This window comes from Nocardioides potassii (assembly GCF_021648885.1).
Lineage (GTDB): Bacteria > Actinomycetota > Actinomycetes > Propionibacteriales > Nocardioidaceae > Nocardioides > Nocardioides potassii.
In genome coordinates, this window is record NZ_JAKJHZ010000005.1 from 634,162 (window position 1) to 660,178 (window position 26,017).

General features: G+C 68.5%; 22 protein-coding genes. 10 read left to right on the forward strand and 12 right to left on the reverse strand.

From position 1 onward, the window contains the following. Positions 1-116 precede the first annotated feature (116 nt). On the reverse strand, positions 117-1,631 hold the full coding sequence (locus L2K70_RS07585; protein WP_236400932.1) for an ATP-dependent DNA ligase: 1,515 nt from the start codon (positions 1,629-1,631) through the stop codon (positions 117-119). A gap of 59 nt (positions 1,632-1,690) precedes the next feature. On the opposite strand from L2K70_RS07585, the gene L2K70_RS07590 reads away from it, so the two are divergent. The 4 genes from L2K70_RS07590 (at position 1,691) to L2K70_RS07605 (ending at position 5,304) form a co-directional block, all read left to right on the forward strand. Further along, complete coding sequence (locus L2K70_RS07590) at positions 1,691-2,305, forward strand: FMN-binding negative transcriptional regulator (RefSeq protein WP_236400934.1); 615 nt, start codon at positions 1,691-1,693, stop codon at positions 2,303-2,305. After that, positions 2,302-2,928, forward strand: a complete 627-nt coding sequence (locus L2K70_RS07595) for a hypothetical protein (protein WP_236400935.1) — start codon at positions 2,302-2,304, stop codon at positions 2,926-2,928. Before L2K70_RS07590 ends, L2K70_RS07595 begins: the two co-directional genes overlap by 4 nt. A gap of 24 nt (positions 2,929-2,952) precedes the next feature. Then, positions 2,953-3,801 (forward strand): SCO6745 family protein, encoded by an 849-nt coding sequence (locus tag L2K70_RS07600; RefSeq protein WP_236400937.1) that lies wholly within the window; start codon positions 2,953-2,955, stop codon positions 3,799-3,801. Positions 3,802-3,942: 141 nt separating this feature from the next. Further along, on the forward strand, positions 3,943-5,304 hold the full coding sequence (locus tag L2K70_RS07605; protein ID WP_236400940.1) for an HNH endonuclease signature motif containing protein: 1,362 nt from the start codon (positions 3,943-3,945) through the stop codon (positions 5,302-5,304). A gap of 101 nt (positions 5,305-5,405) precedes the next feature. Here L2K70_RS07605 and L2K70_RS07610 read toward each other — a convergent pair whose 3' ends face one another. The 10 genes from L2K70_RS07610 to L2K70_RS07655 form a co-directional block, all read right to left on the reverse strand. Next, positions 5,406-9,725, reverse strand: coding sequence for an NACHT domain-containing protein (locus L2K70_RS07610; RefSeq protein ID WP_236400941.1), 4,320 nt, complete (start codon positions 9,723-9,725; stop codon positions 5,406-5,408). A gap of 150 nt (positions 9,726-9,875) precedes the next feature. Further along, positions 9,876-10,148 carry a hypothetical protein gene (locus L2K70_RS07615; RefSeq protein ID WP_236400943.1) on the reverse strand — a complete coding sequence of 91 codons (273 nt, stop codon included), beginning with the start codon at positions 10,146-10,148 and terminating at the stop codon, positions 9,876-9,878. A gap of 513 nt (positions 10,149-10,661) precedes the next feature. After that, positions 10,662-11,975 (reverse strand): AlbA family DNA-binding domain-containing protein, encoded by a 1,314-nt coding sequence (locus L2K70_RS07620; RefSeq protein WP_236400945.1) that lies wholly within the window; start codon positions 11,973-11,975, stop codon positions 10,662-10,664. A 965-nt stretch (positions 11,976-12,940) separates the two neighbouring features. Next, on the reverse strand, positions 12,941-13,729 hold the full coding sequence (locus L2K70_RS07625; RefSeq protein ID WP_236400947.1) for a hypothetical protein: 789 nt from the start codon (positions 13,727-13,729) through the stop codon (positions 12,941-12,943). 172 nt (positions 13,730-13,901) lie between these two features. Further along, positions 13,902-14,492, reverse strand: coding sequence for a DUF1349 domain-containing protein (locus L2K70_RS07630; protein WP_236400949.1), 591 nt, complete (start codon positions 14,490-14,492; stop codon positions 13,902-13,904). Positions 14,493-14,535: 43 nt separating this feature from the next. Next, a complete protein-coding gene (locus tag L2K70_RS07635) occupies positions 14,536-15,675 on the reverse strand; it encodes a CDP-glycerol glycerophosphotransferase family protein (protein ID WP_236400951.1) in 1,140 nt (379 codons plus the stop codon). 31 nt (positions 15,676-15,706) lie between these two features. Beyond that, positions 15,707-16,129, reverse strand: coding sequence for a hypothetical protein (locus L2K70_RS07640; RefSeq protein ID WP_236400953.1), 423 nt, complete (start codon positions 16,127-16,129; stop codon positions 15,707-15,709). A gap of 20 nt (positions 16,130-16,149) precedes the next feature. Beyond that, a complete protein-coding gene (gene arr, locus L2K70_RS07645) occupies positions 16,150-16,560 on the reverse strand; it encodes an NAD(+)--rifampin ADP-ribosyltransferase (protein ID WP_236400955.1) in 411 nt (136 codons plus the stop codon). Beyond that, positions 16,553-17,050 (reverse strand): nucleoside deaminase, encoded by a 498-nt coding sequence (locus tag L2K70_RS07650; protein ID WP_236400957.1) that lies wholly within the window; start codon positions 17,048-17,050, stop codon positions 16,553-16,555. Before L2K70_RS07650 ends, arr begins: the two co-directional genes overlap by 8 nt. 62 nt (positions 17,051-17,112) lie before the next feature. Continuing rightward, on the reverse strand, positions 17,113-17,859 hold the full coding sequence (locus L2K70_RS07655; RefSeq protein ID WP_236400959.1) for a YqjF family protein: 747 nt from the start codon (positions 17,857-17,859) through the stop codon (positions 17,113-17,115). Between the two features lie 81 nt (positions 17,860-17,940). Between L2K70_RS07655 and L2K70_RS07660 the strand changes: the two genes are divergently transcribed. Both L2K70_RS07660 and L2K70_RS07665 read left to right on the forward strand, forming a co-directional pair. Beyond that, positions 17,941-18,234 (forward strand): virulence factor, encoded by a 294-nt coding sequence (locus tag L2K70_RS07660; protein ID WP_236400961.1) that lies wholly within the window; start codon positions 17,941-17,943, stop codon positions 18,232-18,234. Continuing rightward, complete coding sequence (locus L2K70_RS07665) at positions 18,231-19,124, forward strand: homocysteine S-methyltransferase family protein (protein WP_236400963.1); 894 nt, start codon at positions 18,231-18,233, stop codon at positions 19,122-19,124. The genes L2K70_RS07660 and L2K70_RS07665 overlap by 4 nt, the downstream gene beginning before the upstream one ends. Positions 19,125-19,146: 22 nt before the next feature. Here L2K70_RS07665 and L2K70_RS07670 read toward each other — a convergent pair whose 3' ends face one another. Continuing rightward, the gene (locus tag L2K70_RS07670; protein WP_236400965.1) at positions 19,147-20,049 is read right to left on the reverse strand and encodes an NAD-dependent epimerase/dehydratase family protein; all 903 of its coding nucleotides are present in this window, start codon (positions 20,047-20,049) and stop codon (positions 19,147-19,149) included. A 93-nt stretch (positions 20,050-20,142) separates the two neighbouring features. On the opposite strand from L2K70_RS07670, the gene L2K70_RS07675 reads away from it, so the two are divergent. The 4 genes from L2K70_RS07675 (at position 20,143) to L2K70_RS07690 (ending at position 26,014) form a co-directional block, all read left to right on the forward strand. Next, positions 20,143-21,069: an ABC transporter ATP-binding protein gene (locus tag L2K70_RS07675; RefSeq protein ID WP_443689280.1), complete on the forward strand. Its 927-nt coding sequence runs from the start codon at positions 20,143-20,145 to the stop codon at positions 21,067-21,069. Beyond that, the gene (locus L2K70_RS07680; RefSeq protein WP_236400967.1) at positions 21,069-21,896 is read left to right on the forward strand and encodes an ABC transporter permease; all 828 of its coding nucleotides are present in this window, start codon (positions 21,069-21,071) and stop codon (positions 21,894-21,896) included. The genes L2K70_RS07675 and L2K70_RS07680 overlap by 1 nt, the downstream gene beginning before the upstream one ends. Beyond that, complete coding sequence (locus tag L2K70_RS07685; RefSeq protein ID WP_236400969.1) at positions 21,896-22,702, forward strand: ABC transporter permease; 807 nt, start codon at positions 21,896-21,898, stop codon at positions 22,700-22,702. The genes L2K70_RS07680 and L2K70_RS07685 overlap by 1 nt, the downstream gene beginning before the upstream one ends. A gap of 84 nt (positions 22,703-22,786) precedes the next feature. Then, positions 22,787-26,014, forward strand: a complete 3,228-nt coding sequence (locus L2K70_RS07690; RefSeq protein WP_236400971.1) for an alpha-amylase family glycosyl hydrolase — start codon at positions 22,787-22,789, stop codon at positions 26,012-26,014. The last annotated feature ends 3 nt before the right edge of the window (positions 26,015-26,017 follow it).

Sequence of the window (26,017 nt, forward strand, 5' to 3'; positions counted from 1 at the left end):
AGCCTAGAAGGTCCTCCCTGTGACTCGGACGGACGCGCCACTCGACAGGCAGGTGACTCATATTCTGGGTTGCGCCCACGCGAGGCGTCGCAGCTTGCGCAACCCGTTGTCGCGGCTCATGAGAGGTGGCTTCTAACAGTTTGGAGGTCGTCGGCCTCGGGAGCTGCCTTGTCCTCTCGATAGCGCAAGACGCGAGCGAAACGCAGGGCCACGCCGCCCGGATAGCGGGTCGAGCGCTGCAGGCCGTCAAAGGCGATCTCCACGACCTGCTCGGGTCGGACGTAGACGACATGCTTGTTCCGGTGTGTCTCCAGTTCGAGGAACCGTTTCGTTTGCCACTCAAGCGCTTCGTCGGTCATGCCCTTGAAGGTCTTGCCGAGCATCACGAACCCGGACTCGGACGTCTCGTCGCGAGCGCCGAGGTGGATGTTGGACAGCCAGCCCTCGCGCCTGCCCGAGCCCCACTCGACGGCGAGCACGACGAGGTCGAGCGTGTGGACGGGTTTCACCTTGACCCACGCAGAGCCGCGTCTGCCGGCGGCGTAGGGGGCCGAGAGGTCCTTGAGCACCACGCCCTCGTGGCCAGCGGCCACGGTCTCTGCCGCGAACGCGTCGGCGGCCGCTGGGTCGGACGTGACGAGCCGCCGGACGCGGTGCTGCTCCGGCACTAGGGCGTCGAGGGCGGCGAGGCGCTCGTGGCCGGGGGAGTCGAGCAGGTCGCGGCCGTCGACGTGGAGCAGGTCGAAGAAGTGGGGCGTGACCGCGACGCCCGTGTCCTGCGCGGTGCGGCTCGCCGTGTCCTGGAACGCCATCGGCCGGCCGTCGTCGGTCAGGGCGAGGGCCTCCCCGTCGAGCACGAACCGGTCCGCCGGCAGCGAGCGGGCCACCTCGACGACCTCGGGCAGGCGCCCGGTGATGTCGTCGAGGCTGCGGGTCACCACGAGCACCTCGTCGCCGTCGCGGTGCACCTGGATGCGGATGCCGTCGAGCTTGGCGTCGACAGCGACGTCGGTGCTGCCGTCGGGGGAGAGCCCGGCCATCGCGGCGGCGACGTCGGGCGCGCTCGAGGCGAGCATCGGCATGATCGGACGACCGACCTCGAGGCCGATCGCGGCGAGCGCCGCCTCGCCCTCGAACGCCGCCCCGGCCGCCGCGACCGTCGAGCCGGCCAGCATCGCGGCGCGTCGTACGGCTGCAAGCGGCACGTCGGCCACCTGGGCGACCGCCTCCTGGGTGACGGCGTCGAGCGCGCCCTGGCGGAGGTTGCCGGTGACGACGGCACGCAGCCAGGACTGCTCGGCCGCGGTGGCGCGACCGAAGAGGGCGTCCACGGCCTGCTTGCGGGCGAGCTGCGAACCCGAGCCGGACAGCTGGGACATCGCCTCGAAGGCCTCGTCGACCTCGAGGACGCCGAGGGACCGCTCGTCGGCGGGGTCGGGCAGGTCGGAGACGCCGCGCCAGCCCAGTCCCGTACGGCGTTGGCGCAGCGCGCCGCCGAGGTAGGACACGACGACCTCGAGCTCGTCGGCCTCGACGCGGCCGAGCAGCTCGGCGAGCAGGGCGACCTTGGACTTGCGGGACCTGGTGGCGGCGACCTCCTCGGAGGTGGCGACGAGCTCGGCGAGCAGCATGCGTCCATCCTGCCGCCCGCCACCGACACCCGCCTGACGCCAACGGGCAGGATGGGTCCGTGCCCGAGTCCTCGCTCTACGTCCCGCGGTTCAACGTGATGGACGCCGACGACGTACGCCCGTTCGTCGACGCCGTCGCGACCGCGCAGCTGGTGACGGTGGGGGAGGACGGCGTGCCCGATGCGACGTTCCTGCCCGTCCTGTGGGAGGGCGACCGGCTGGTCGGCCACCTGGCGCGCGCCAATGCCCACTGGCGGCGGATCGTCGACGGCTCCCCGGCCCTGGCGATCGTGACGGGGCCGGACACGTACGTCTCGCCCGGTTGGTACGCCACCAAGGCCGAGCACGGCAAGGTCGTGCCGACGTGGAACTACTCCGTCGTCCACCTGCGCGGGTCGGTCACCGTCCACGACGACCCAGCGTGGGTACGCGGGTTGGTGACCCGCCTGACCGACCGGCACGAGGCGACCCGCCCCACACCGTGGGCGGTGGCCGACGCACCCGCCGACTACATCGACAAGAACCTCCGCCCCATCGTGGGCGTCGAGCTCGTCGTGGCGTCGGTCGAGGCGAAGGCCAAGCTCAGCCAGAACCGCTCGGACGAGGACCGCGCAGGAGTCGCCGCGGGTCTCGCCGCGGACGGTCGCGACCCCGCGGGCCTGGTGGCTGAGTGAGGCCGGACCGGCTGCGCGAGCGCTTCACCGGCCGGATCGCCGGCGTCGGGAGCACGTCGGGCGTCCGCGTCGTCGTCGGGCGCTGGGACGACGGACCATGGGGCTCCTTCGCCGACGTGATGCTCGAGGACGCCTCGGGCCACCGCGTCCTCCTCGCACCGTCCGAGCGGGTGCGCGACTTCGTCGCTGCGACCTACTCGTTCCACGAGGAGGTCATCGAGCCGGTCTCCGTGGTGGACACGGCGGGCGGCTGGCAGGTCACCACGCCGTCCCTGTCGCTGCGACTGGTGCTGGGTCGTCGTACGCCGCTGGGCTCCCTGCTGTCCGTCGTGCCCGCACGTCTCGCCACGTCACCTGCCTGGTGCAGCCTGGTCGACCCCGTCGCCCGCCTCGTGCTGCGCGGCGTACGGACCCGTGGGACCGCCGGCAACGACCGCCGCGAGTGGTACGGCGCCACCTCGGTCGTCGCGGTCACCTCGCTGACGGGTGCGTGGCGGGGGACCGACCTCGGTGCGATCGCACCGGTCGACCCGCCCTGCCGGTTCGGATTCTCCTCGACGCCGAGGCGGCCGTCGGTCACGAGCGTCGTGACGACGATCGAGCGGCGCCGGGCGCCCGGCTGAGCTCGGCAGGGTAGGAAGGGACGCATGGACCCTCGCCACGCCGGACGTACCGCCCGCCTGCTGGAGCCGCTGCACGCGCTGGGCTACTTCGCCCCCGAGGTCGAGACGGAGGTGACCGGCCTCGGTGTGCGCAAGGGCCGCGCCACCTACTTCGCAGCGCGCGCAGCGGCGATGGGGCGCGTCGGCGCCGGCCCCGTGGCCGCGACGTTCTACGTCTTCAACTCCTCGCTGGTCGCGCACTTCATCCCGGCGGCATGGGAGTCGGCCTCGCCGGAGGACGTGGTCGCGGCCCGCTACCGCGGCGTCTCGGCAGCCTGGGCCCGGCTGCTCGGCGAGGAGGCGCTGGCGTCCAGCGAGGTGGCGGAGGCCGCGGACCTCGCCCGTACGGCGTCCGACGGGTGCACCGTCGCCGGCCGGCCCCTTTACGCCGCGCACGCCGACCTGCCCTGGCCTGACGAATCGCACATGGTCCTCTTCCACGCCCTCACCCTGCTCCGCGAGCACCGCGGGGACGGTCACGTCGCCGCACTGACCGGTGCCGACCTCAGCGGGATCGAGGCGCTGGTCACGCACACGGCGACGGGCAGGGGCTTCACCCAGCCCGCCGCCCAGGCGACCCGCGGGTGGTCCGACGAGGAGTGGTCGGCAGCGGCGGCGGGACTCTCGGCGCGCGGGCTGATGACGTCCGACGGGCTGCTCACCGACGAAGGTGCCGCCCTCCGGACCGCGGTCGAGCGTCGTACCGAGGAGGGCGCGTTCGCGCCGTGGAAGCACCTGGGCGAGGCAGGTACGGCGCGGCTCACCGAGCTCTGCCGACCGCTGGTCACCACGGCGCTGACCAACGGCGCCTTCCCGGCCGGGGTGTTCGCCTGACCGCCGAGAGCGGCTCGGTGGCTGCCCGTTGGTCGAGTAGTCCGCGAGGGACGAGCGGGCGTACCGGGACCCGGGTCCACTGTCGGTGGGTCCGTCTAGAGTCGGAGACACGATTCGAGCCAGCGAGCTCGGGCCCTCCGGATGGCCGATCATCGGCCGCACACACCTCATGACACAGGCCGCTCCACCTGTTGTCGACGCGCCCTCGCGGCGTGGGGAGGTCTGGGTCCTGTGAGTGCGGTGTGGCTCGTTCCGGGCGACGGTTCGTCGTCGGTCGTCGACGCGCTCCTCGGGCGTCTCGACGGCGTGCTGGACGATTTCGCCGCCCTGTCGCCGGGTGGGTTGGTGAACGCCGATGTCGTGCGGCTGCTGGATGCGGCGACCGTGGCAGCGAACCGGGTCGCGTCGTTGCAGTGCCGGACCGTCGCGGAGGCTGACCGGCGGCGGCTCGGTGACGCGATCGGTGAACGTCACACGCATCAGTGGTGGGCGGGTCGGAGTCGGTTGACGCGGTCCGAGGCCGGGCGGCTCACGAAGCTGGGGGTCGCCCTCGACGAGCCTCGGCACGCCGACGTGGCGCGCCGGTTGGCGGACGGGATGCTGTGCGTCGAGCAGGCGCGGGCGATCGTCGAGGCAGTCGAGGCGCTGCCACCCGTCGTGGACGACGAGGTGCGCGACCGGGCCGAGGACGCGCTGCTGGAGCTCGCTCGCCAGCACGACGCACGTGACCTGAAGCAGCTGGGCAAGCGGATCCTGGACGCGGTGGCACCCGAGGTTGGCGAGTCCCACGAGGCGAAGCGGCTCGAGGACGAGGAGCGTCGAGCGGCCGAGGCCTCGGACTTCACCTTGTACGACGACGGTGAGGGCAGGTGCCACGGCTGGTTCACGGTGCCGACACATGTGGGGACGATCTTGCGGCGCACGCTCCTCGCGCTAGCGAACCCTGCACGGCACGGCGCTGCCGACCTACGTGACGCGTCGGGGGAGTGGAAGCCGTCCCGTCGCCGGATGGGGGAGGCGTTCATCGAGTACGTCGAGCGCTACCCACTCGATGCGATGCCGCAGACCGCGGGGGTGAACGCCACCGTCGTGGTCACCATGACTCTGCAGGACCTGCTGGGCGAGCACGCGACAGCACTGTTGGACGACGGCTCGCGGATGTCGGCCGCTCAGGCACGGAGATTGGCGTGCGAGGCCGGCATCATCCCAGCGGTGCTCGGTGGGAAGTCCCAGCCGCTCGACCTGGGCCGCGCCCGTCGGCTCTTCAACAAGGCCCAGCGCATCGCCCTCGGTGTCCGTGACCGTCGCTGCACCGCGAAGGGCTGCGAGACCACCGCCTCAGGCTGCCACGCCCATCACGACGACCCTTGGTCCCGCGGCGGCCGGACCGATCTGGTCAACGGGCGACTCCTCTGCCCTCACCACCATCGGCTCGCGCACGACCCCCGCTATGCGATGACCGTCCACACCGACAACAAGGTGACCTTCGTGATGCGGACGTAGGAGTGGCGCCCTTGGTTGTTCACGTGACCGGCGTCGAACCGCCCAGGATGACGCGGCGCCGGCCCCGCTAGCCCACGCGCGGAGGCGAGATGAAGGACAAGTCATCCCCGCCCAGGCTCGTCCTTTGCCGAATCCGAGTTGGCGGGCTTACGTCTCGCACGATCGCTGGGTGCGGGCCTGGGCACGTCGAGGACTACAGCGCTCACGCGGATCTGCTCGGAGGATGCCTCGTGTGCTCGGCGTTGTAGTTCGGCCGCGACTTCGGTGCGGCTCAGTCGGTTGGCATGGATGCGTCGCGGATCGTTCTCGTAAGACCACTGGTCTGGCGGAAACCACGCACACACATAGATGCCCCTGTGCGCGCGGAGCGCGGGAAGGTAGTCCGCTACGAGCTGGGAGCTCAGGTCGGTCAGCAATCCGCTGTTCCAGCAGCCCTTCACTTCAATTGGGATGGCCACGACGGCTCCGTCTGAGGCTGTGCCTCCGATGAGAACGTCAACTGCGAGACCGTGGCCCTTGCTCGAGGTCTGGCGGACCTGCACTTCGCGGTTGACTACGACGTCTTTGCGAAGGTCTTGTTGAAGGTGGTCGCGCAACAACGCTGACACATCAGGCTCGTACTTCGGCGCCCAGAGACGCCCGCTGACTTTTCCGTCTACGTCGCGCTGCGCTGACTCGTTCCAAAGAAGTTGTCCGACCTCGCGAAGACGGACCTGAGACCGCTCAATAGCCGCAAGCACTGCATGGTAGAGATCGTCCTCGTCAAGCACGACAGTTGCCCTCGCGTTTTGCATCAACGTGTGAAACTCGGCCGGCGTTGGGCCAACCCATGACGTATCGCGCTGGCGCTCTTCGGCGTCAGCGACGTGCTCTCGAATTCCACCAAGGCTCGCGTGATCGGTAGCAATCCGCTGCAGCTCCCGCAGCGACGCGTCGGTCGCCCTCTCGGCGAGCAGGCGAATCAGACCGTCCCGCCAGTCGCGGATGCTGTCCTCAAGCGTCCCGCGTTCCCAGTCGACCGGGTTGTCGCCCCAACCCTCGCATAGCCAGCTCACCAAGCGCCCAATTTGGCTCTCACTTAACGTATTCCAGCGCGTTGAATCCCTGAGCGATGCAGCTTCCTCAGCGAACGCTGCCCCAAGATCGTCACGCGCAAGAGCGAGATCAAGGAGGCCGTCGACGTTCGTCGCAACTGCGCACAACGACACGGCTCCGATGGCCCAAACGATCGGGGCGTCGTGCGTAGTCAGGACAGCGAGTTCGGGAAGCAATCCATGTTCGTGGGCGTGAGGGGCCAGGAAGGCGGTCAGGGATCGCAGGCTTCGCTGCGCTGTCGCTGTTGCCTGACTGGCGGCCGAGCCGCCGTCGTCGGATGTTGCGTCCCCATCTGGAGCGACCGACGCAGCATCACTTAGGACAGGTAGGAGCCGGCATAGCGATACCGCAAGCTCTCGATCAAGTACGGAATCGAGCGGTGTGAGGTCTGGGAGCGAGCGTCCAGCTTCTGCCGAAGTTCGAATCCAGTGCAGGTACACCGCCTTGTAGGACTCCGGCACTCGACGCTTGAGTTCCAAGTCCAAGGCCGCGTGGTCCTCGTCGTTGACGTCGACGAACGAAAAGTAACCGCAGCGGACGATCGCCGGGGCCCATCTGTCCCAATCGTCATCGGTGAGAACTGACAGGGCGGTGATTGCTCCTGCGGCGCGGTGCAGTTCGAGGAGCACGCGATAACCCACGAGTGCCAGGTACGAGACGGAGTCGGGCTTGGCCAACCAGTCACCTTGACGCGAATCACTCGACTGCAGAAAGGCAATCGCGGCTTCCAAGTAGGCGATCTGATCGAACGCAATCAGGCGGGCACTCGGCCAGTCGCTGAGGGCACCGGCGCGGAAGTCAAGGTGTCCGGTCTCGGGCTCAGTCCACAGTCTGAGCGTGAGGCCGACAAAAGCCTCGGAGTCACGCTCACGGACCCTTTCCCAGGCGTCGGCGAGCGCCTTGGGGTGATCGTCAGCCCCCTCCCAGGTCAGCCGCTCTGTCGCCATCTTCTGAAGTTCGCGCGACCGGCGGGCCTCCTCACTGTCCAGAGGAACCGCCCGGAACCACCAAGCAAGCGACTGTGCGAACAGTGGGTGCTCACGGTGCTCCCACGCGATCTGCTGTTGCACCGAATCTCGGGGGTCGAAGACTGCACCAAGCAGCGCCGTCGCGTGCGCGGCGTAGCGTTCATCGGAGCCAAGTTCGAACAGCCACGCCAGATCGTCGCCGGTGAGAAGCCTGGCGGCGCTGGCGTCGAGAGGATCGGCGGCCGACGGCTTCCACATCCACAGTAAGAGGGGTGCCTCCTGCGGGCTCAGGTAGTCCAAGCTTCCTTGGATCAGACGGTGCCGCTGCGCTCGGCGATCGACGAGTTCGCCGACGTCCCCGCCGATGGGCCCGGGGAGACTCTGTACACGACCGTGCGCTTTAGCGCACTGAGCGAGCGCCCAAGCGACCTGACGCTCATATCGATCCAGATCATTACTGACGAGGAGGCGCTCGACGATTTCGATCAGCAAGTTCGGAACTCGGCCGTGGTCCCGGTCCGCACGAAACGCGCCGTGGCGGCCGCTGCCGTTCATCGTGAGGTCGCCCCCCACATCGCGGAGGACGTCGAGCACTTCTGCCAATCGGCCCTCTGCGGTTGTGTCGGCGAAACTGCGCAGGAACATCGAGTACGAACCGATGAAGTTGTCTCGCTTTGGTGCCGTCATGGCGGCGACTAACTCCGCGGCACTGAGGTAGTTGGGCCAGCAAACCGACAGGGCCTGACCTCGAAGCTCATCGTCCGGATCATGTTCTGGGCTTTGCTGAACTTCGGTGAGCACCGGACGCAGCACGGCTGCCGCCTGTTTAGAGTCAAGTTCCGACAGTGCGAAGGCCGCACTGGCTCGAAGGACGGGGTTGAGCCCGGACCGGGCAACCAAATCTACGATGTCCGGAACGGCCTCGCGGAGCAGGGAACTGCGGGCTATCAGAACGGCGGTATGTGCGCGCCTTGCGGTCGGGTCGCCAAGGTGGCGCCCACAGTCGCCGCGGAGCGCGGCGCGCATAGGACCGTGTAGTTGTTCAGCTAGGCCGGGGTAGGTGAGCCGCCAACGCCTGCGCGACAGTCTGGTGCCCGCGGCAGGCTGGCCGAGCAGATAGTCGACGAGCTCTCGACGAAGCGCTGGATCGGCGATGACGCCGGCGTGGGCAATTACACCCGCCGGGTCGGTGTGGACCAGCCAGCTGTTGCGACCAGGCGCCATCGCCACCGTCCATGCCGCCACCTCACGGAGCGGACTGGGGATACTCGTTCGGCCCAGACTGTTCGTCCTGGTCAGTAATGCTCTCAGTTGATGCTCCGGAACTTCGTGGGTGATGAGGTAGCGAGCCGCAAGGAACGCTGCGAAGCTCGCGTGCGCAATGCCCAAGCGGCCCTCGCCCGAACCAGTGAAGAGCGCGGTCGACAGCGTGCTGGAGATCAGGCCCGAAGTCACCGCGACAGCACCGGCAGGGAGGGGTTCGTCGCCTCCCACTAACTCGCCAACGCCGATGGTCGGGGGTGCGGCGACGTCCCTGAGTGCGATTGAACTTCGCGCACACAAAAGCATGGTGGCTGCGATGCGCGCGGCAACGGACAGACGTTCGGCGTGGTTCCCGGCGGGCGTTCGGTCCTTCGCGCGCCCGGTGTCGGGCTCATCCACGAGTGCCAGGAGTCCGCTCTCATACACTCCTGAGATTTCATGAGGGAAGCCGCCGTCGCTGGCAAAGAGCCGCAGGAGGAGGTCCAAGGTCAAGGGGATGCTGGCCAGCGAGCCGAGCGAGCGGTCGCGTACTTCCTGCAGGAAAGTAGGTGCGTCTACGCCTCTTTCGTGGGCCAACCGCTCGATGTCGTGAATGGACAACGGTAGGAGTTCGAGGACTTCAAACGCACCGAGGCGCTGCATGAGGGATTCGCTTAGTGGCTGATACCACTCCGAGGTGCGGCAACCGATTAGAACGCGGACAGGACGCCGGCCCGCAAGAAAGTCGGACAAGGTTCTGGTCAACGTTTTCGGGGGTAGTGGGCACTCGTCGAGACCGTCAAGTACAAGGGTTCGATACCCGAGTCGCTCGTCGTCCAACCGTTCCAAATGCTCCCGCAGCGACCGGACATCAGTGACTTCGTCTAGCTCGACGACCAGGGAGGTGTCGGCATCCGCTAGGTAATTGAGCGCTGCGCTCTTCCCGATGCCTGGCTCGCCCAGCAGGGCGCATGAAACCCTCGAACCGCCAAGATCATCGAGCGAGACTGTGGAGCCCGATTGCCACCCGGCGACAGGCCGTAGACCGTCCTCGTCCATGTGGTAGTCGTCTCCTTGTCGCACGGCATGCCGAGACAGGACGGTGGAGAAGCGCACCGGAACATAATGGACCGCCCGATCGTCGACGCCGCGCAATTGGCACCGCGCAGGCACATGTCGCCGTACTTCACTGGTGCCTGTATTCGCAGCCTGCAGCGACGAGTCGTAGCCGACTGTGGCGGTGTTAGACCGGCGCCATTGAGGCGCTTAGGAGGCCGCGACCGCCTTGGCCTCGTCCGCGGTCAGGCACCAGGGGCCGTCGGCGTAGTCGATGCGCCCGGGATCGTCGTTGCTCACCTTGCCAGCGAGTGCGGTCGTGACCTTGGCGATACGGGGATAGGCCTCGACAACCCAAAATTCAGTCCGACGCATGACATCGGCAAGCGAGCAGCCAAGCCCTCGCTGCAAGTCCGTCTGAATCGCTTCGCCATCGACTCCCGCCACGCCGGCACCGCGCGCCCACATGCGCATGTCACCCACGTAACCACCCGTCAAGCCAGTGGCCCATCCACCCCTCTCTGCGATCACACCGGCGAGAGCCATCTCAAGACCAGCGTTTGCATCTGAAGTAGTGGTCCAAGACGGCGGAGCAACGAGGTGTACACCGCCAAGCATCAACTCACCGCTGTGGTTGGCTTGCCATAGGTCCGGAGCAGGAATTTGGACGTGCGTGAAGTCGATGCCCCGATCTATCAGCGACTGTATGCGCTGCTTCATGAAGGAAGACGTGACTCATCCACCCGTGCGTTGTGCAAAACGGATCTCCGGCCAGCAGAAGTTTGAGCTCATTAAGCTGACTCATCACTCAAGTGTGGCGTAAAGGGGACGCCCTCGGCGCCACCGAAAGGTTTGAGCCGATCTAGCACGCGAGTGGCGTGCCTCTGGATTAGTAGCGACGGGCGACGACTTCAGGGCGCCGTTGGCTCGGCACCACCGTCAATCCGCCGCGTGGCGGCTGTCGCCCCAAGCGGCGGTTCGACAGACCGCTCGAACTCACGCGCTGAGAATGGCTTGTGCCTCGACCCGTCCCTCGCGGGTATACGGGATGTCGTCGCTCGCGTAGCCGAAGAGCGCGTACAACTGCTCCAAGAGGTGAAAGGCCACCACTGCTCCGTCGTCGGAGCCGCCGATCTCTCTTAGCCATTCGTCGCTAGAAGCTGGCTGAGCAGCCCGGCTCGAGAAGTACTGCTGGTGTTGACCTCGTTCCAGCCGCACGTTGGCGCTTTGTAGACCGAACGCAGCAAGGCGCCAACTGAACGCGTTGAGCGCAACGGAGTTCCTGGCACCGAGCGCCTCGCAAAGCCTCACACTCTCAAAGACGAACTCGACGACGGCTAGCGGGTTCAACAGGATGGGATCGCCACCGGCTCGACCGCGATTCAGTCCCCAGCCCAAGAAGTCGGGCGTGGCCGCCCCCAAGGCGCAAAAGGTGCCGTCTGGACTGGCCCGAACTATCGCGTCCTCGCGTCCGACGACGAATGCCCCCTCATCGACCCGGACCTGGCCTAGGTGCGACAGATTGAATCCATGGGGCCGGGTGGCGGGCGGCGCCTCCAGCAGTGCTCGTGTTCCGCCGCTGGCCCGATAGAACTCCTTAAAGGGCGACCCATCCGAAGTCGCGCTCACCACCCCGAGCCACGACTCAACACCGGGACCGTCGATCGTCTCTAGCATGGTTGCCAGCGCTTGATCGAGACGCTCGCTAGCTCCGCCTGAAGCTGGAGATACCGGTAGGGACTCCACCATTCGACCTGTCGTCATCTGCGCGTGCAGACGCTCGATCGGAGTCGGTTCGCATCTATCGCCGTCGCGCTCGTGGACGATCCACGCTGGGATCGCCCGCCCGTCACCGTCGAGTGATCTGCGCACCATAAAAGGTTTGAGGTTTGGTGGCTGCGGTGGGATCTCAATAACGAAAACCCCTCGCGAAGCGGTGTGCTCAGGAGGGAACCACGACATCCGTACTCCGACAACGTGTGGGTATACCCACTCGCGCAGAACCTTCGCATACGCATCAAAATCGACGAGGGCCTTGGGGATCGGTGTGACCTGCGACGCCTCTTCGACCATCGCGTTCTCCGGTTTCGCAGTACCAAAGCCGAAGACGATCAAGCCTCCAGCACTATTGGCGAAGCACGCGACATCCTTGGCGAGGTCCCACTTGCCCCGGTCCGACAGTCGCCCACCCTCGTGCGCGTAGGGCGCACTTTTGAAGTCGACCCACGAGTCCTCTGCCGTTCCGAGGACCGCCGGCAGATCGCCACGCGCGAGAGCTGCAATGAGTTCACCTGCGGACGCTACGGACACTGCCTCACCGTAGCCAAGTCCCTCCGCTCCAACGCTTGTTCGTGGCGTGTGTTCTGGGGCGCATCCTTTCGCCGCGTGCCATCCCGGGGCGCGTCAGGGCGCCGCAACTGCTCGGCGTCAATTCCGCACCTCATCCCGACGTCACCATCGACTCAAGGGGGAAGTGGTAGAACCGCGACGTGGCTTCTAAGCGCAGCAAGGGCAGCAATCGCGCACGCCGCTCGTCCCGAAGCGGCGGGAGGGCGAAGAGCGGCAGTGCGAAAACGGTTCCGCCTTCGCCACCCGTCAATGCCTTCAAGGACGACAATAAGGCCGGCGCGGGTTCACTAGTTGCGCTGCTGAACCAACCAGCCGCCACCGCCACTGCGACCGCTGCATCATTGGTGGGACTTGTCCTTGCGCTGGCGCCCCTAGGCGGGTCAGCCACGGTTCTCGCCCTTGTCGGCATACCCATGCTTGCCTGGGGCATCTTCCAAATCGTGTTCAGGAACCGGCCTCGCAGGGTCCGAATCGTCGGCGCGATCTTCGCGGTACCACTCGCAGCATCTTCGGTTCTGGTGGTTGCGGAGCCAATCGTCGAGCCAGAAACACTGAGCTTCTTTTACGACGGCTCCCTGCAGTACGCGGAGCAGGACTCACCTCTGCATAACGTGTCTTTCCCGCCTCTTACGGACGACCCAGCTAGTGGCCAAGAAGTAGACGCAGTCATGGAGGCAACGGATCTGGAGGTCTCGTGCTGGGTGCACGGTCGCTACAAGGGCCAGGAACTCGAGTGGGCCGCCATCGTTGACGGCGATTACACGTCCCTCTGGATACCTCTCGCGAGTCTGAATGTCATGGGTAGCGGGGCTGTCCGAACGCTGCTCCCATGCTCGAACTGGCGATGGCGGATGAGCCGGGCGCTCTAGAGCAGCCTTAAGCGGAAGCAGCGTCATTCCGCCGCGTAATTGTGTGGCGACGATCCTTCACAGTTCGTTGAGGATAGATTCTTCTTCCTGTAAGCCGAACTCGTGGCGACACCAAAACGCGGAGCGGTTCTCGCTCCGGACACACAACGTCCCAGGGGTGTCTCGGCGCCACTCGAGCCCGGACGCATCCTTGAACCTCAGTCTAATCACTACCCGATTGAGCGGGGTGCTGTGCAGATTAACGAATTCGTCGAGGCGAACTGAAAGCAGCGTCTGCATCCTCACCTCGTGCGGCTCACCCTCGGACGGTGGAAGCACGGGGATCGTACGGAGATCGCCAAACGGCTTGAGTACCCCCGGTTCCAACTCAAACAGGATGGCCACCTTCACCTCTGTCACGGGAAGGGCGCTTGCGTTGCGAAGGTTAATGGTGACGACGTCGAGTTCCGGCTCGCCCGAAAGGCTCGTCAGCAGCCGATCGGTGACATCGGAAACCCATACGGCAACGGTTGAGGCGTGTGCCTGACGGCGCTCAGCCTCAAGGACGCCGTCCCTACGGCGTTCGACCGTAAGTGTTGACCACGCCGCCCAGGCGGCCCCGGACGCCGCAAGCAACGCCCCCACAGCTCCTAATGCACTGAGCCAGTCGGAAAGGGACGACCCTGCTCCGTCGGCGATACCTTCCGCGCGGGTGATCGCGGCAACGATCGCAGTCGCGTACACGATGAGACCAATGAGCGTCAGTCCGATAAACGCCTCGCCAGACTCGATCGGGCGTCCCTGGGCGCGAGTGGGCGCGTCGACGTCTAGCGGATGGGTGTCGTGCATGGCTCTGGAGGCGTTCACTTCTGCAGACTAAGCAGCACTCGTGACAGCGGTCCCAGTCGCCCCTATTCGCGCACATGCTTTGTGCCGTCGCGTGACGGGGCCCGCCTGCGTCCTTCCGCCGCAATTGACGCTGCCGAGCACGGGGGTGGCTGCTGCTGGCCGTCAGTCGGCCCGCGGACTCGAGGCAGGCTCAGACCTCCGGGTGCAACCGCGCGTCAGGCGCCGTCGTACGCCATGCGGTGAAGTGGATCGTCAACCCGGCGCGGGTAGGCGCGCAGCAGTACGGCCCTGCGGTGACGTCTGCGTCCGCGTCCAGGGGCGCGACACGGACAAGCCGCCACGGTTCGTCGTCGACACGTGCGCGGACGGTGAGGGCGTCTCCCGACCAGCTGCCACGAACGGTCACCAGGCGCCCCACCCAGTCCGGCACGGGGGAGAGGGACCAGTCCGATCGACCGCGTGTGACGACAGCGCCGAGACTCGCCTCTCCGTCGCTGACCTCGACGCCGGCCTTGATCCACGACTCGTCGTCGACCTTGACGAAGATGCCGGCCTGGTCGAACTGGTCTGCGTAGTCGAGGCGGAACTGCACCTCGAGGGCGGACTCGGGCTCCAGCGTGGTCAGCAGCGCGTGTTCGGTGGAGTGGATGAAGCCGTAGGACGTGATCCGCCACGCGTCACTGCCCTGGCGGGCCGTGACGTGCAGGCCGCCGGCATGCGACCTGACGTCGACGGGTTGGTTCGTCCACGTCCCGTCGGTCCAGGGAACGATGTGGCCCATGGTCGCCTTTCGATGGTGGCTACGGCAGCCGAGGGGAACAGCCTCACGCCGTGTGAGCGGCCGTCCCCGTGCTGTCCGCCACCAGCTCGTCGCGCAGGGCAACCAGCTCGTCGACCGCGGCGAGGAAGCGGGTCGTGCTGTCACCGACGTGGAGGTCGTCGAAGTAGTGATGGCGCATGGCGATGCGGGCGAAGTGGTGCTCGTCGTGGGTCAGGCGGTCGGTGACCAGGGATGCCAGGGTGTCGACGTTGGTCTCGTCGACGACGTCGGCGCACCGGCTGATCGGGACGTCGCGACGCAAGGCATCGGCGTCGCCGTGCCGGTCGGTGAGGAGGATCGGCTTGTCCGTGCGCAGGTAGAGCCAGTCGAGGCCCACCGATGACACGTCGGTGATGATGGCGTCGCAGCCGGGCATCACGGCGAGGATGTCCCCGCTGAGCACCTGCGCGTGGCCGGCGTCCGGGTCGACGCGGGCGGCCTCGGCGACGGTGCGGACGATGGCGTCGTGCGCCTCGGCGATCGCTGCAGTGAGGCTGGTCGTCACCTTGGGGTGCGGCTTGTAGACGAGGCGTACGTCGGGAACGGCGAGCACCGCCCGGACGATGGTCTCGCCGAGGACGTCGACCGAGGTGTAGTCGTTGTAGTCGGCGTCGCCCTCCCATGTCGGCGCGTAGAGGACCGTACGACGCTGCGTCGGTGGCAGCAGCGGCGTCCGGGGCAGGTCGAGCTGGGGCCGCCCGACGCGCACCAGCCGGGACGAATCGAAGTCGAGCAACCCGCTCACGTAGCGCTCGACGGCCGCGCCGCCCGCGACGAAGACCCGGTCGTAGGCCTTGGCGTTGTTGCTCGCCATGGACTGCTTGTCGCTCTCGCCGTGATTGATGTGGACGTGCAGCATCCGGGTGTCGACGAGCGACTGGAAGTTCTCCATCGAGTTGTTGCAGTAGAGGACGACCTTGGCGTCGAGCTCGGCGTACAGCTCGGTGAGCTCGGGGAACGTCGGCGCGGTGAGGACCGGCAACGTCGTCCGCGAGCTGATCAGCGCGGCCGACCCGGGGTCGCGCAGGACCAGCCCGACGGGGTGGACCTCGTCGAGCACCTCGAGGACCTCCAGCCACTGGGCGAGCTGATAGGTACGGGTCGGGTCGCCGGCGAAGTAGGCGATCACGCGGAGGTCGTTCACGAAGAGATTCTAGTCGGGCGGACGCGGTCGGTCAGGCGGATGTCCGCCGGGCCTTGAACCGCCCCGCGACGAGGCCGACGACAGGAGCCAGCAGTGCGCATGCCGCGACGGTCGCGGCTCCCTGGATGGACGTCCCCAACGAGACGATCCACGACACGATCGCGACGGCGACGAGCCAGACGGGCGCCGCGAGCAGTCCCACCAACGCCCCGGACCATCGGACCCGGATCGGCCGGGCGGTGATGAGCACGGCGGTGAGGAGGACCAGCAGCCCCGCAGCCCACAGCCACCACGCCGTGCGCCATCGATCGGGGTCCTCGATCGTGCCGCAGGGCGCGACCTCGCAGGCGGCGCCGTCCTGCAGCAGCTCCGGCTGTGCCGGCGCGTACAGGCTGGCGACGACCATGGCGGCGACGCCCAGCCCGGCGACGGTGAACGCGAACGGCCGGGGCACGGTGGTCAGTCTGCCCGGACTCAGTTGATGATCTCGGCGCGCTCGTCGTGGAGCAGGACCTCGAGGCGGTCGCGCCATGCCTGCAGCGCCTCCGGGCTCAGGCGGGGCCAGTCCTCGACCTCGGCCACGATGCGGAGCGGCTCGGTGCTGCGGTAGGACCGCGTCGGGTTCCCCGGGAACTTCTTGTCCGTGACGTTGGGGTCGTCCTCGAACGACCCCGTCGGCTCGACCTCGTAGACGCGCGGGGCGGCGTTGCCGGCAGCGAGCTCCGCAGCGAGGCCCGCGCCGTCCTTCAGCGCGGTGAAGTAGACGTGGTTCATCACGACCTCGGGGCGGTAGTTCGAGCGGAACCCTGCCGACAGCAGGTCGCCGACCCGGAGGTCGGCCTTGGTGCCGTGGAAGAAGGGTCCGTCGTCGCCCGGCTCACTCATCGCAACCGCCGAAGCCCGACGCGCGGCGGTGCAGCTCCCGGAGCTCCTCGGCCAGCTCGGGCGCGGGGCCGGACACCGGGATGCCGGGTGCGACGGCGTTGATCGTCAGGGGAGTGACCGGGCCTGCGGCAAGACCCCACGAGGAGCGCCACTCGAGCAGCTGCGCAGTCGACCCCGCGTACACGATCCGGCCGAGGCCGACCCACGCGTGCGCGGCCGAGCACATCGCGCAGTGCTCACCCGAGGTGTAGACCGTGCAGCGGGGGCGTACAGCCTCCGCGACGTTGGTGGCCGCCCACCGGGCGAGCTCGATCTCCGGGTGCCGGGTCTGGTCGCCCCCGCCCTCCTCGTTGCGCTCCTCGCGCAGCACCGTCCCGTCCGGGGACACCAGCACGGAGCCGAAGGGAGCGTTGCCGGCCTCCAGCGCCTCGCGCGCGAGCGCGACGCAACGGCGCAGGTGGTCGAGGTCGTCGGGGGTCAGGTCGTCCATGGGCAGACCCTAGGCAACACCGGGGAAGATCGCTCCCGAGAGATCACGAGGAACTTCCCCTCTCACCCGTCCTGCCGCGGACGGCTGGCGTCGACGGGGAACCCGAAGTCCGTGTGCACGCCGGGGCTGAAGCCGACGTGGTCGGGCTCGCGGTCGGCCAGGCCGGGGAGGCCGACGGAGGCCATCAGGCCGTCGTCGAGGGCGAGCACCTCCGCGTCGTGGACGGGCCAGGGGGCGTGGTGGTTGGGGACGTAGAGCGTGCGGCCGGCCCACCTGGTGTGCAGGCCCCAGCGGGCGCTGAGGAAGTGGTCGAGGTCGGTGGGCACGCGCGCCGCGCCCGGACGTACGACGACGTGGCTCGACGCGCGCGTGCCCGGCCAGCGCAGCCGGGCGTCGTACGTGTGGGCCGCGCCGTCTCGGCGGTGGCGCATCCGCGCCCAGCGGTAGGGCACGCCGAAGCCCAGCCGGGCACCGGCGACGACGATCGCTCGGTCGGTGTCGAGGCTGAGGAAGACGATGCCGCGGCGGCCGGTGTCGTCGACGGAGTAGAGGCGCACGTTGGTCTCGAGGAAGGTCCCGGCCCAGGGGACCGCCGGACCGCGGCCGAACCCGGCGTCGACCATCCGGAAGGGGATCAGCCCGACGTAGGTGCGGCCCTCGAAGACGTCGGGCCGCACGCCCGGCGGCATCCGGTCCGCGACGAGCGCCGGGTCGACGGCCCAGTGCAGGAAGGTGAGGTCGTGCCAGTCCTGGCTCATCAGCACCCGCCCGCGGAGCGGCGGGGCCTCGGGCGAGACGGGCTCGATCATGCGTCCAGCCTAGGCAGCGAGTGACAGCCCACGCGTCGGGACGCGGTGCCGGCTGTCGGGCCCTCGACCTAGGCTCGGCTCATGACGGAGTTCCAGGTGACCCGGTGGCGCGAGCTGCCGTCGATGGTCACTGCTCGCTCGGGCGACGAGACGGCGAAGGTGCAGCTCGCACCGAGGTTCCAGGAGGCGATCGACGAGGCCGCGATGCGGCTCGGCGACACCGGCGCGACCGACTACCTCGAGGGCTGGGACCGATCCGCCTGGACGGAGGCCGAGGGGTCGCCCGCGGAGGTCCTCGACCGCGTGGCCGCCGAGCTCGACCGCGAGTGGCCCGCGGACCGCATCACCGACTACCTGGACGGACTCACCTCATGAACCGCCTCGCAACCCTCCTGGGCGACCACCGGCCCGTGCTGCTCGACGGCGCGATGGGCACCCTGCTCCAGGACAGCGGCCTCGAGGACGGCGCTCCGGGTGAGCTGTGGAACCTCGAGAACCACGACGCGGTCCGCGCCGCCCACGCGGCCTACGCCGAGGCGGGCTCGCGCGTGCTGACCACCAACACGTTCGGCGGCACCCGGCCGCGGCTCGACATGCACGGGCTCGGCGACCAGCTGGCCGAGGTCAACCGCAACGCCGCGCGCATCGCCCGGTCCGTCGCGGACGAGCGCGGGCTGCTGGTCGCCGGCGACCTCGGTCCGACCGGCGAGCTGATGGCCCCGCTCGGCACGCTCACGGCGGAGGAGACGCAGGCGCTGTTCGCCGAGCAGGTCGCCGCGCTGGTCGAGGGTGGGATCGACCTCGTCCTCATCGAGACGCTGAGCGACCTCGCCGAGGCGGATGCCGCGATCGCGGCCGCGCACGAGGTCGCGCCCGACCTGCCCGTCGTGGTGACGATGAGCTTCGACACCAACCTCCGCACGATGATGGGGGTCCGCCCCGGCGACGCCGTGGCCCACCTGTCGGCCGCCGGTGCCGACGCGGTCGGCGCCAACTGCGGTCGCGGCCCCGAGGAGATGGAGGTCATCGCCGCGGAGATGGTGGCGGCGCGCCCCGACGGCCTGCTGCTCGTCGCCCAGTCCAACGCCGGCCTGCCGCAGGTGGTGGGTGACCACTTCGAGTACGACGCCAGCCCGGACGACCTCGCTGCCCACGCAGGTCGACTGGCCGAGCTCGGCGTCGACCTCGTCGGCGGGTGCTGCGGGTCCACGCCCGGTCACATCGCCGCGATCTCCGCCGCGCTCGGCCGGGCCGGCGCGCGCTGATTCCGCTGGCCGGCCGGGCCGGTCAGGCGTCGCGACGCGGGTCGTCGAGCACCTCGCGCCAGGTGTGCTGCGGGTCGAAGCCGACCAGCTCGCGCGCCTTGTCGATGGAGTAGAACGTCTCGTCGCGCCCCATCGCGCGGCGCACCTCGACCCCGTCGTAGAACCGATCGATGATCTCGTCGGTGGTCGCGGCGACCGACATGTCGGGGTTGGCCACGTTGAAGACCTCGAAGCCGAGGCCGTCGGTCAGCAGGCACCGCTGGACCATGTGGCCGAGGTCGCGCACGTCGATGTAGGCGAAGATGTTGCGCCGCCGCAGCGCCGGGTCCTCGAGGAACGGCGGGAACATCTCGGCGTACTCGTGCGGCTCGATGACGTTGTTGATCCGCAGGCCGTAGATGTCGGCGCCCGAGCGCGCGTGGAACGACCGCGCCGTCACCTCGTTGGCAACCTTCGACATGGCGTAGGAGTCCTCCGGGACCGTCGGGTGCTCCTCGTCGACGGGCACGTAGAGCGGCTTGCGCTCGCCCTGCGCGAAGCAGATGCCGTACGTCGTCTCGGACGAGGCGAAGACGACCTTCGCGATGCCGAGCCGGGTAGCGGCCTCGAGGACGTGGTAGGTGCTGAGGACGTTGGTGGCGTAGGTCGCGGCGTCCGGCTGCTTGAGGATCGCCGGGATCGCGGCGAGGTGCACGACCGCGTCGTACGTCGGCTTCTCGGGCAGGTCGAGCTCGGCGTGGGTCGCCAGCCCCGCGAGCGCGGAGTAGACCTCGCCGGCATCGGTGAGGTCGACCCGGAGGTCGATGACGTCGGGGTGGTCCAGCGGGACGAGGTCGGCGTTGGTGACCTGGTGGCCCTGCGAGGCGAGGTAGGGGGCGACGTGCCGCCCGGCCTTGCCGCTGCCACCGGTGAGGAAGATGCGCATGCCTCCTTCCTACCGGGTCCGCCCTCACGGAGCGTGCGGACGGCTCGCCGAAAGGTTCGTCTGTTCCCGCCACCTGATCTAGGGTCGTGAGGCGTGACGCACTCCATGATCTCGGCGCGCGGACTGCGGAAGTCCTACGGCGACTTCGAAGCGGTGAAGGGCATCGACGTCGACGTCCGCCAGGGCGAGGCCTTCGGCTTCCTCGGGCCCAACGGTGCGGGGAAGTCCAGCACGATGCGGATGATCGCCTCGGTGAGCCCGGTCTCGGCCGGCGAGCTGCGGATCCTCGGGATGGACCCGGCCACGGACGGCCCCGCCATCCGGGGCCGGCTGGGCGTCTGCCCGCAGGAGGACACGCTCGACAACGAGCTCAACGTCTTCGACAACCTCTACATCTACGGCCGCTACTTCGGCATCGACCGCGCCACCTGTCGCGAGCGGGCCAACGAGCTGCTCGAGTTCGCGCAGATCACCGACAAGGCGAAGGCCAAGGTCGAGGACCTGTCGGGCGGCATGAAGCGCCGGCTCACGATCGCGCGCAGCCTGATCAACAACCCCGACGTCCTGCTGCTCGACGAGCCCACCACGGGCCTGGACCCCCAGGCGCGCCACGTGCTGTGGGACCAGCTCTTCCGGCTCAAGCAGGCCGGCGTCACCCTCGTGATCACCACGCACTACATGGACGAGGCCGAGCAGCTGTGCGACCGGCTGGTCGTGATGGACAAGGGCGTCATCGCCGCCGAGGGCTCGCCGCGCGAGCTGATCGAGGCGCACTCGACCCGCGAGGTCGCCGAGCTGCGCTTCGGGGTGGGCGAGCACGAGGTCCTCGCGGGCAAGGTCGAGGACCTCGGCGACCGCGTCGAGGTGCTGCCCGACCGGCTGCTCGTCTACAGCGACCACGGCGAGGACGTCGTGACCGCCGTGATCGACCGCGGACTGCAGCCCATCGCGACGCTCGTACGACGCTCCACGCTCGAGGACGTGTTCCTGCGCCTCACCGGCCGGAGCCTGGCCGACTGATGACCACCACGCAGTCGACCCGCACCGAGCGGCCCACGGGCAGCCTCTCCGCCTGGGAGGGCATGACCCGTCAGCTCGACTACTGGGTGACGGTCTACAAGCGCACCTGGCGCGGGGGAGTCATCAGCTCCTTCGCCGCTCCGCTGTTCTACGTCGTCGCGATGGGGGTGCTGCTCGGCGGCTTCATCCAGGCCGACCCCGACAGGCTCGAGGGCGCGACGTCCTACCTCGCCTTCATCGTCCCCGGCCTGGTCGCGGCGCACGCGATGCAGATCGCGGTCAGCGAGTCGACGTACCCCGTCATGGGTGCCATCAAATGGCACAAGACGTTCTTCGCCCAGCTCGCGACGCCGCTCGCCGTGCGCGACCTCGTCAACGCGTTCATCGCCTTCGTGGTCTTCCGGATCGCCTCGGCGTGTGCGGTGTTCATGCTGGTCCTGGCGCCGTTCGGCGTCTTCGAGAGCTGGTGGGGCCCGGTCCTCGCCTGGCTGGCGCAGGTGCTCGTCGGCACCGCCTTCGCCCTGCTGACCTTCGGCTACTCCGCGCGACTGAAGTCCGAGGAGGGCTTCGGCGTCCTGTTCCGGCTCGGAGTGATGCCGCTGACGCTCTTCTCGGGAGCGTTCTTCCCGATCTCGAACCTCGGACCGGTCCTCGAGTGGGCCGCTCGGCTGACCCCGCTGTGGCACGGCGTCTCGCTGTCGCGGATGTTCTGCCTCGACACGGTCGACTGGTCGCTCGCTGCGGTCAACGCGGGCGTCCTGGTCGTGCTGTGCCTGATCGGCTGGCGCTGGGCGGTCACCGGTCTCGACAAGCGGCTGGAGGTCTGATGGCCGTCCTCGACCGGGTCGCGATCCCGGCCCCGCTGACGCCGACCAGCGCGACCCGGCTGCTCGTGCTGCGCAACTTCATCGTCTACAAGTCGGCGTGGAAGCTCTTCCTCACCGGCTTCCTCGAGCCGGTGCTCTACCTGTTCTCGATCGGCATCGGGGTCGGCCAGCTCATCGACGGCTTCACGTTCCACGGCGAGGAGGTGTCCTACGCCGCCTTCGTGGCACCGGCCATGCTCGCCACGTCCGCCTTCAACGGCGCGCTGATGGACAGCACGTTCAACGTGTTCTTCAAGCTCAAGTACGAAAAGTTGTACGACCAGATGCTCGCGACGCCGTTGACCACCGGCGACATCGCGCGCGGTGAGATCGCGTGGGGGCTGATCCGCGGGTCCGTCTACTCGGCCGCGTTCCTGCTCGTGATGCTGGCGATGGGGCTCGTCGAGTCGTGGTGGGCCGTCCTGGCGCTGCCGGCCGCGGTACTAGTTGCGTTCGCCTTCTCCGCGGTCTGCATGGCACTGACCACGTGGATGACGTCCTGGCAGGACTTCGACAAGATCACCCTCGCCCAGATGCCGCTGTTCCTCTTCTCGGCCACGTTCTTCCCCGTCGAGGCGTTCGGCGACAGCGTGCTGCGCTGGGTGGTGGAGGCCACGCCGCTCTACCGGGGCGTCGTCCTCTGTCGCGAGCTCACCACCGGGATCGTCACCTGGGAGTCGGCGGTGTCGGTCGTCTACCTCGCCGTGATGGGCGTGGTCGGCCTGCTCGTCGTACGGCGCCGGCTCGACAAGCTGCTGCTCACCTGAGGGCCTCGCACCCCGTGGTGGTGCGATGTCGCAGCGCGGCACTAGCATGACGCACGTCACATCGGTCTGGCCTCGGGAGCTGCTGTGCGACCCCACATCCGTCGATCCACCACCCTGCTCGCTGCCCTGACGACCTCGGTCGTCACGCTGGCGGGCACCGCCCTCACCGCGGGCGTCGTCGCGACGACCGCTGCCCCCGCGGCGGGCGCTCCGCCCGATCGCGTCACCGTGATGGGCAGCCTCATGGACGAGCTCGGGTGTGCGAGCGAGTGGGACGAGTCCTGCACCGCCACCGACATGACCGACGAGGGCGACGCGTGGGTCCTCGAGGCCGAGGTGCCGGCCGGCACCTACGAGTGGAAGGTCCGGATCAACGGATCCTGGGACGAGAGCTACGGCGAGGACGGCGGCCAGTCCAACGCGTCCTTCGTCCTGCAGGCTCCGGCGCGCCTGCGGTTCACCTACGACCCCGAGAGCCACGACATCGCCGTGGCGCCGGCCGACGCTGCGGCGCCGCTGTCGCGCGCGGACCGGAAGCTGGCCGGCGACAGCCTGCGCAACGACCTCACGCGCGAGCGCCTCTACTTCGTGATGGCCGACCGCTTCGAGAACGGCGACCGCAGCAACGACGACGCGGGGCTCGGCGCCGACCGGTTGGTCTCCGGCTTCGACCCCACCGACAAGGGGTTCTACCACGGTGGCGACCTGCAGGGCGTGATCGACCGGCTCGACTACATCCAGGGCCTCGGCACCACCGCCATCTGGCTGACACCGTCGTTCACGAACAAGCCGGTGCAGGGCGCCCCGGGCAGCGAGTCGGCCGGCTACCACGGCTACTGGATCACCGACTTCACTCGGATCGACCCCCACCTCGGCACCAACGCCGACATGGCCCGGCTCGTCCGCCTCGCGCACAAGCGCGGCATCAAGGTGTTCTTCGACATCATCACCAACCACACCGCCGACGTGATCACCTACGAGGACTCCGCCTACGGGGCGGACGGCAACCTGCCCTACGTCAGCACGCAGGACCAGCCCTACGTCGACGCCTCCGGCGAGCCCTTCGACGACCGGGACTTCGCCGACGGCTCCGAGCCGTTTCCCGCCGTCGACCTGGACTCGTTCCCCTACCGGCCCGAGGTGCCGGCGGGCGAGGAGGACGCCAAGGTCCCCGCCTGGCTCAACGACCCCACGCTCTACCACAACCGCGGCACCTCGACCTTCGCCGGAGAGTCCAACACCTACGGCGACTTCCCGTCCGGTGCGTACTCGTCCCTCGACGACCTGTGGACCGAGCACCCCAGGGTCGTGCGCGGGATGACCGACATCTACGAGAAGTGGGTCGACGAGGTCGGCATCGACGGGTTCCGCATCGACACCGTCAAGCACGTCAACATGGAGTTCTGGCAGCAGTTCTCACCTGCGCTGATCGACCACGCAGCCGACCGGGGCAACGACGACTTCTTCATGTTCGGCGAGGTCTACGACGCCAGCCCCGAGTTCATGTCCCGCTACACGACCGAGGGCAGGCTGCAGGCCACCGTCGACTTCGGGTTCCAGGCCGCCGGCTCCGGGTTCGCGCAGGGTGCGCCGACGACCAAGCTCCGCGACTTCTTCGCCTCCGACGACTGGTACACCGACACCGACTCCAACGTCTACGAGGCCCCCACCTTCCTCGGCAACCACGACATGGGACGGATCGGCAGCTTCCTGCGCGCCAATGCCGCGAACTACGGAGAGGGCGAGCTGCTCAAGCGCGACGAGCTCGCCCATGCCCTGATGTACCTGAGCCGCGGCCAGCCGGTCGTCTACTACGGCGACGAGCAGGGGTTCTCCGCACCCCGCGGCGTCAAGGACGGTATCGGTGACCAGCGGGCCCGTGAGGACATGTTCCCCAGCAAGGTGGCCCTCTACAACGGCTACGACCTGATCGGCAACGACGCGACCACGGCCGACTCCAACTTCGACCGCTCCACGCCGCTCTACCGTCGCATCAGCGGCCTGGCCGCACTGCGCGAGCGCTACCCGGCGCTGGCCGACGGGGCCCAGGTCCACCGGGTCGCGAGCGACACGGCAGGGATCTACGCCTTCAGCCGCGTCTCCGCCCAGGGCCGTGAGTTCGTGGTGGCGCTCAACAACGACACCGCGGCCCACTCCGCGACGATCCCCACCTTCGCGCCGGGGACCACCTACCGCGAGGTCTATGCCCTCGGCCAGGGTGGCGGGTCCGCTGCGAAGGGCGCGCCCGGATCCGTGCACAGCGACGACGAGGGTCGGGTGGACGTGAGCGTCCCTGCACTGGGCGTGCGCGTCTGGCGGGCCGACCGTCCCATTCCTCGGAGCCGGACCGCGCCGCGCCCCACGTTCGAGAGCCCGACCGCTGGGGGCATCGTCGGGGGTCGCGCCGAGATCGGCGTCGGGCTGCCCGGTGACGAGCTCACCCAGATCACGTTCGCCTGGCGACCGGTCGGCGGTACGGACTGGCGCACGCTCGGCACCGACGACAATGCGCCCTACCGGGTCTTCCACGACGTCAGGGACCTGCCCGAGGGGACCCTCGTCGAGTACCGGGCGGTCGCCCGCGACGCCGACGGGGACCTCGGGGTCGCCCAGACCCACGCCCAGGTGGGCACGCCCGCCGACGACGGCGACCCCGGCACGGACGGTCCCGTGACCCAGCCGGACGCCGTGTCGGTGCCCGGCACGTTCCAGGACGCCGTCGGCTGCGGCAGCGAGTGGGACCCCGGCTGCCCCGACATCGACCTCGCTCTGGACGCCGACGACCTGGTCTGGTCGCGGACCTTCAGCTCGCCGTCGATCCCCGCCGGCACCTACGCCTACAAAGTCGCGATCAACGACACGTGGGACGAGAACTACGGAGCCGGCGGGGTGCCCAACGGCGACAACATCCCGCTCGCCGCGACCGGTGACCCGGTCACGTTCTGGTACAGCCACCAGACCCACTGGGTGACCAACAGCATCGAGACGCCCCACCTCTTCACGGCTGCCGGCAGCTTCCAGTCCGAGCTGGGGTGCCCGGCCGACTGGGCGCCGGGCTGCCTGCGGTCGTGGCTCCAGGACCCCGACGGTGACGGAGTGTGGACCTTCCGCACCACGCAGGTGCCGCCCGGCAGCTACGAGGTGAAGGTCGCCCAGGACGAGGCCTGGGACGTCAACTGGGGTGCGGGCGGCGTCCCGGACGGACCCAACATCGCGTTCTCGGTGGAGGCTGGTGAAGGCGTCCAGCTCTCCTTCGACGAGCAGACCAAGGAGCTGACGGTCTCGACCTACGCCACCGGGACCACTCCCTGACGC

Coding starts and splice junctions, on each gene's coding strand:
- L2K70_RS07600 (WP_236400937.1), top strand. CDS start 2,953: ATGGACCCTCGCCACGCCGGACGTACCGCCCGCCTGCTGGAGCCGCTG.
- L2K70_RS07605 (WP_236400940.1), top strand. CDS start 3,943: ATGGCCGATCATCGGCCGCACACACCTCATGACACAGGCCGCTCCACC.
- L2K70_RS07630 (WP_236400949.1), bottom strand. CDS start 14,492: ATGGGCCACATCGTTCCCTGGACCGACGGGACGTGGACGAACCAACCC.
- L2K70_RS07660 (WP_236400961.1), top strand. CDS start 17,941: ATGACGGAGTTCCAGGTGACCCGGTGGCGCGAGCTGCCGTCGATGGTC.
- L2K70_RS07655 (WP_236400959.1), bottom strand. CDS start 17,859: ATGATCGAGCCCGTCTCGCCCGAGGCCCCGCCGCTCCGCGGGCGGGTG.
- L2K70_RS07680 (WP_236400967.1), top strand. CDS start 21,069: ATGACCACCACGCAGTCGACCCGCACCGAGCGGCCCACGGGCAGCCTC.
- L2K70_RS07585 (WP_236400932.1), bottom strand. CDS start 1,631: ATGCTGCTCGCCGAGCTCGTCGCCACCTCCGAGGAGGTCGCCGCCACC.
- arr (WP_236400955.1), bottom strand. CDS start 16,560: ATGAGTGAGCCGGGCGACGACGGACCCTTCTTCCACGGCACCAAGGCC.
- L2K70_RS07670 (WP_236400965.1), bottom strand. CDS start 20,049: ATGCGCATCTTCCTCACCGGTGGCAGCGGCAAGGCCGGGCGGCACGTC.
- L2K70_RS07685 (WP_236400969.1), top strand. CDS start 21,896: ATGGCCGTCCTCGACCGGGTCGCGATCCCGGCCCCGCTGACGCCGACC.
- L2K70_RS07650 (WP_236400957.1), bottom strand. CDS start 17,050: ATGGACGACCTGACCCCCGACGACCTCGACCACCTGCGCCGTTGCGTC.
- L2K70_RS07665 (WP_236400963.1), top strand. CDS start 18,231: ATGAACCGCCTCGCAACCCTCCTGGGCGACCACCGGCCCGTGCTGCTC.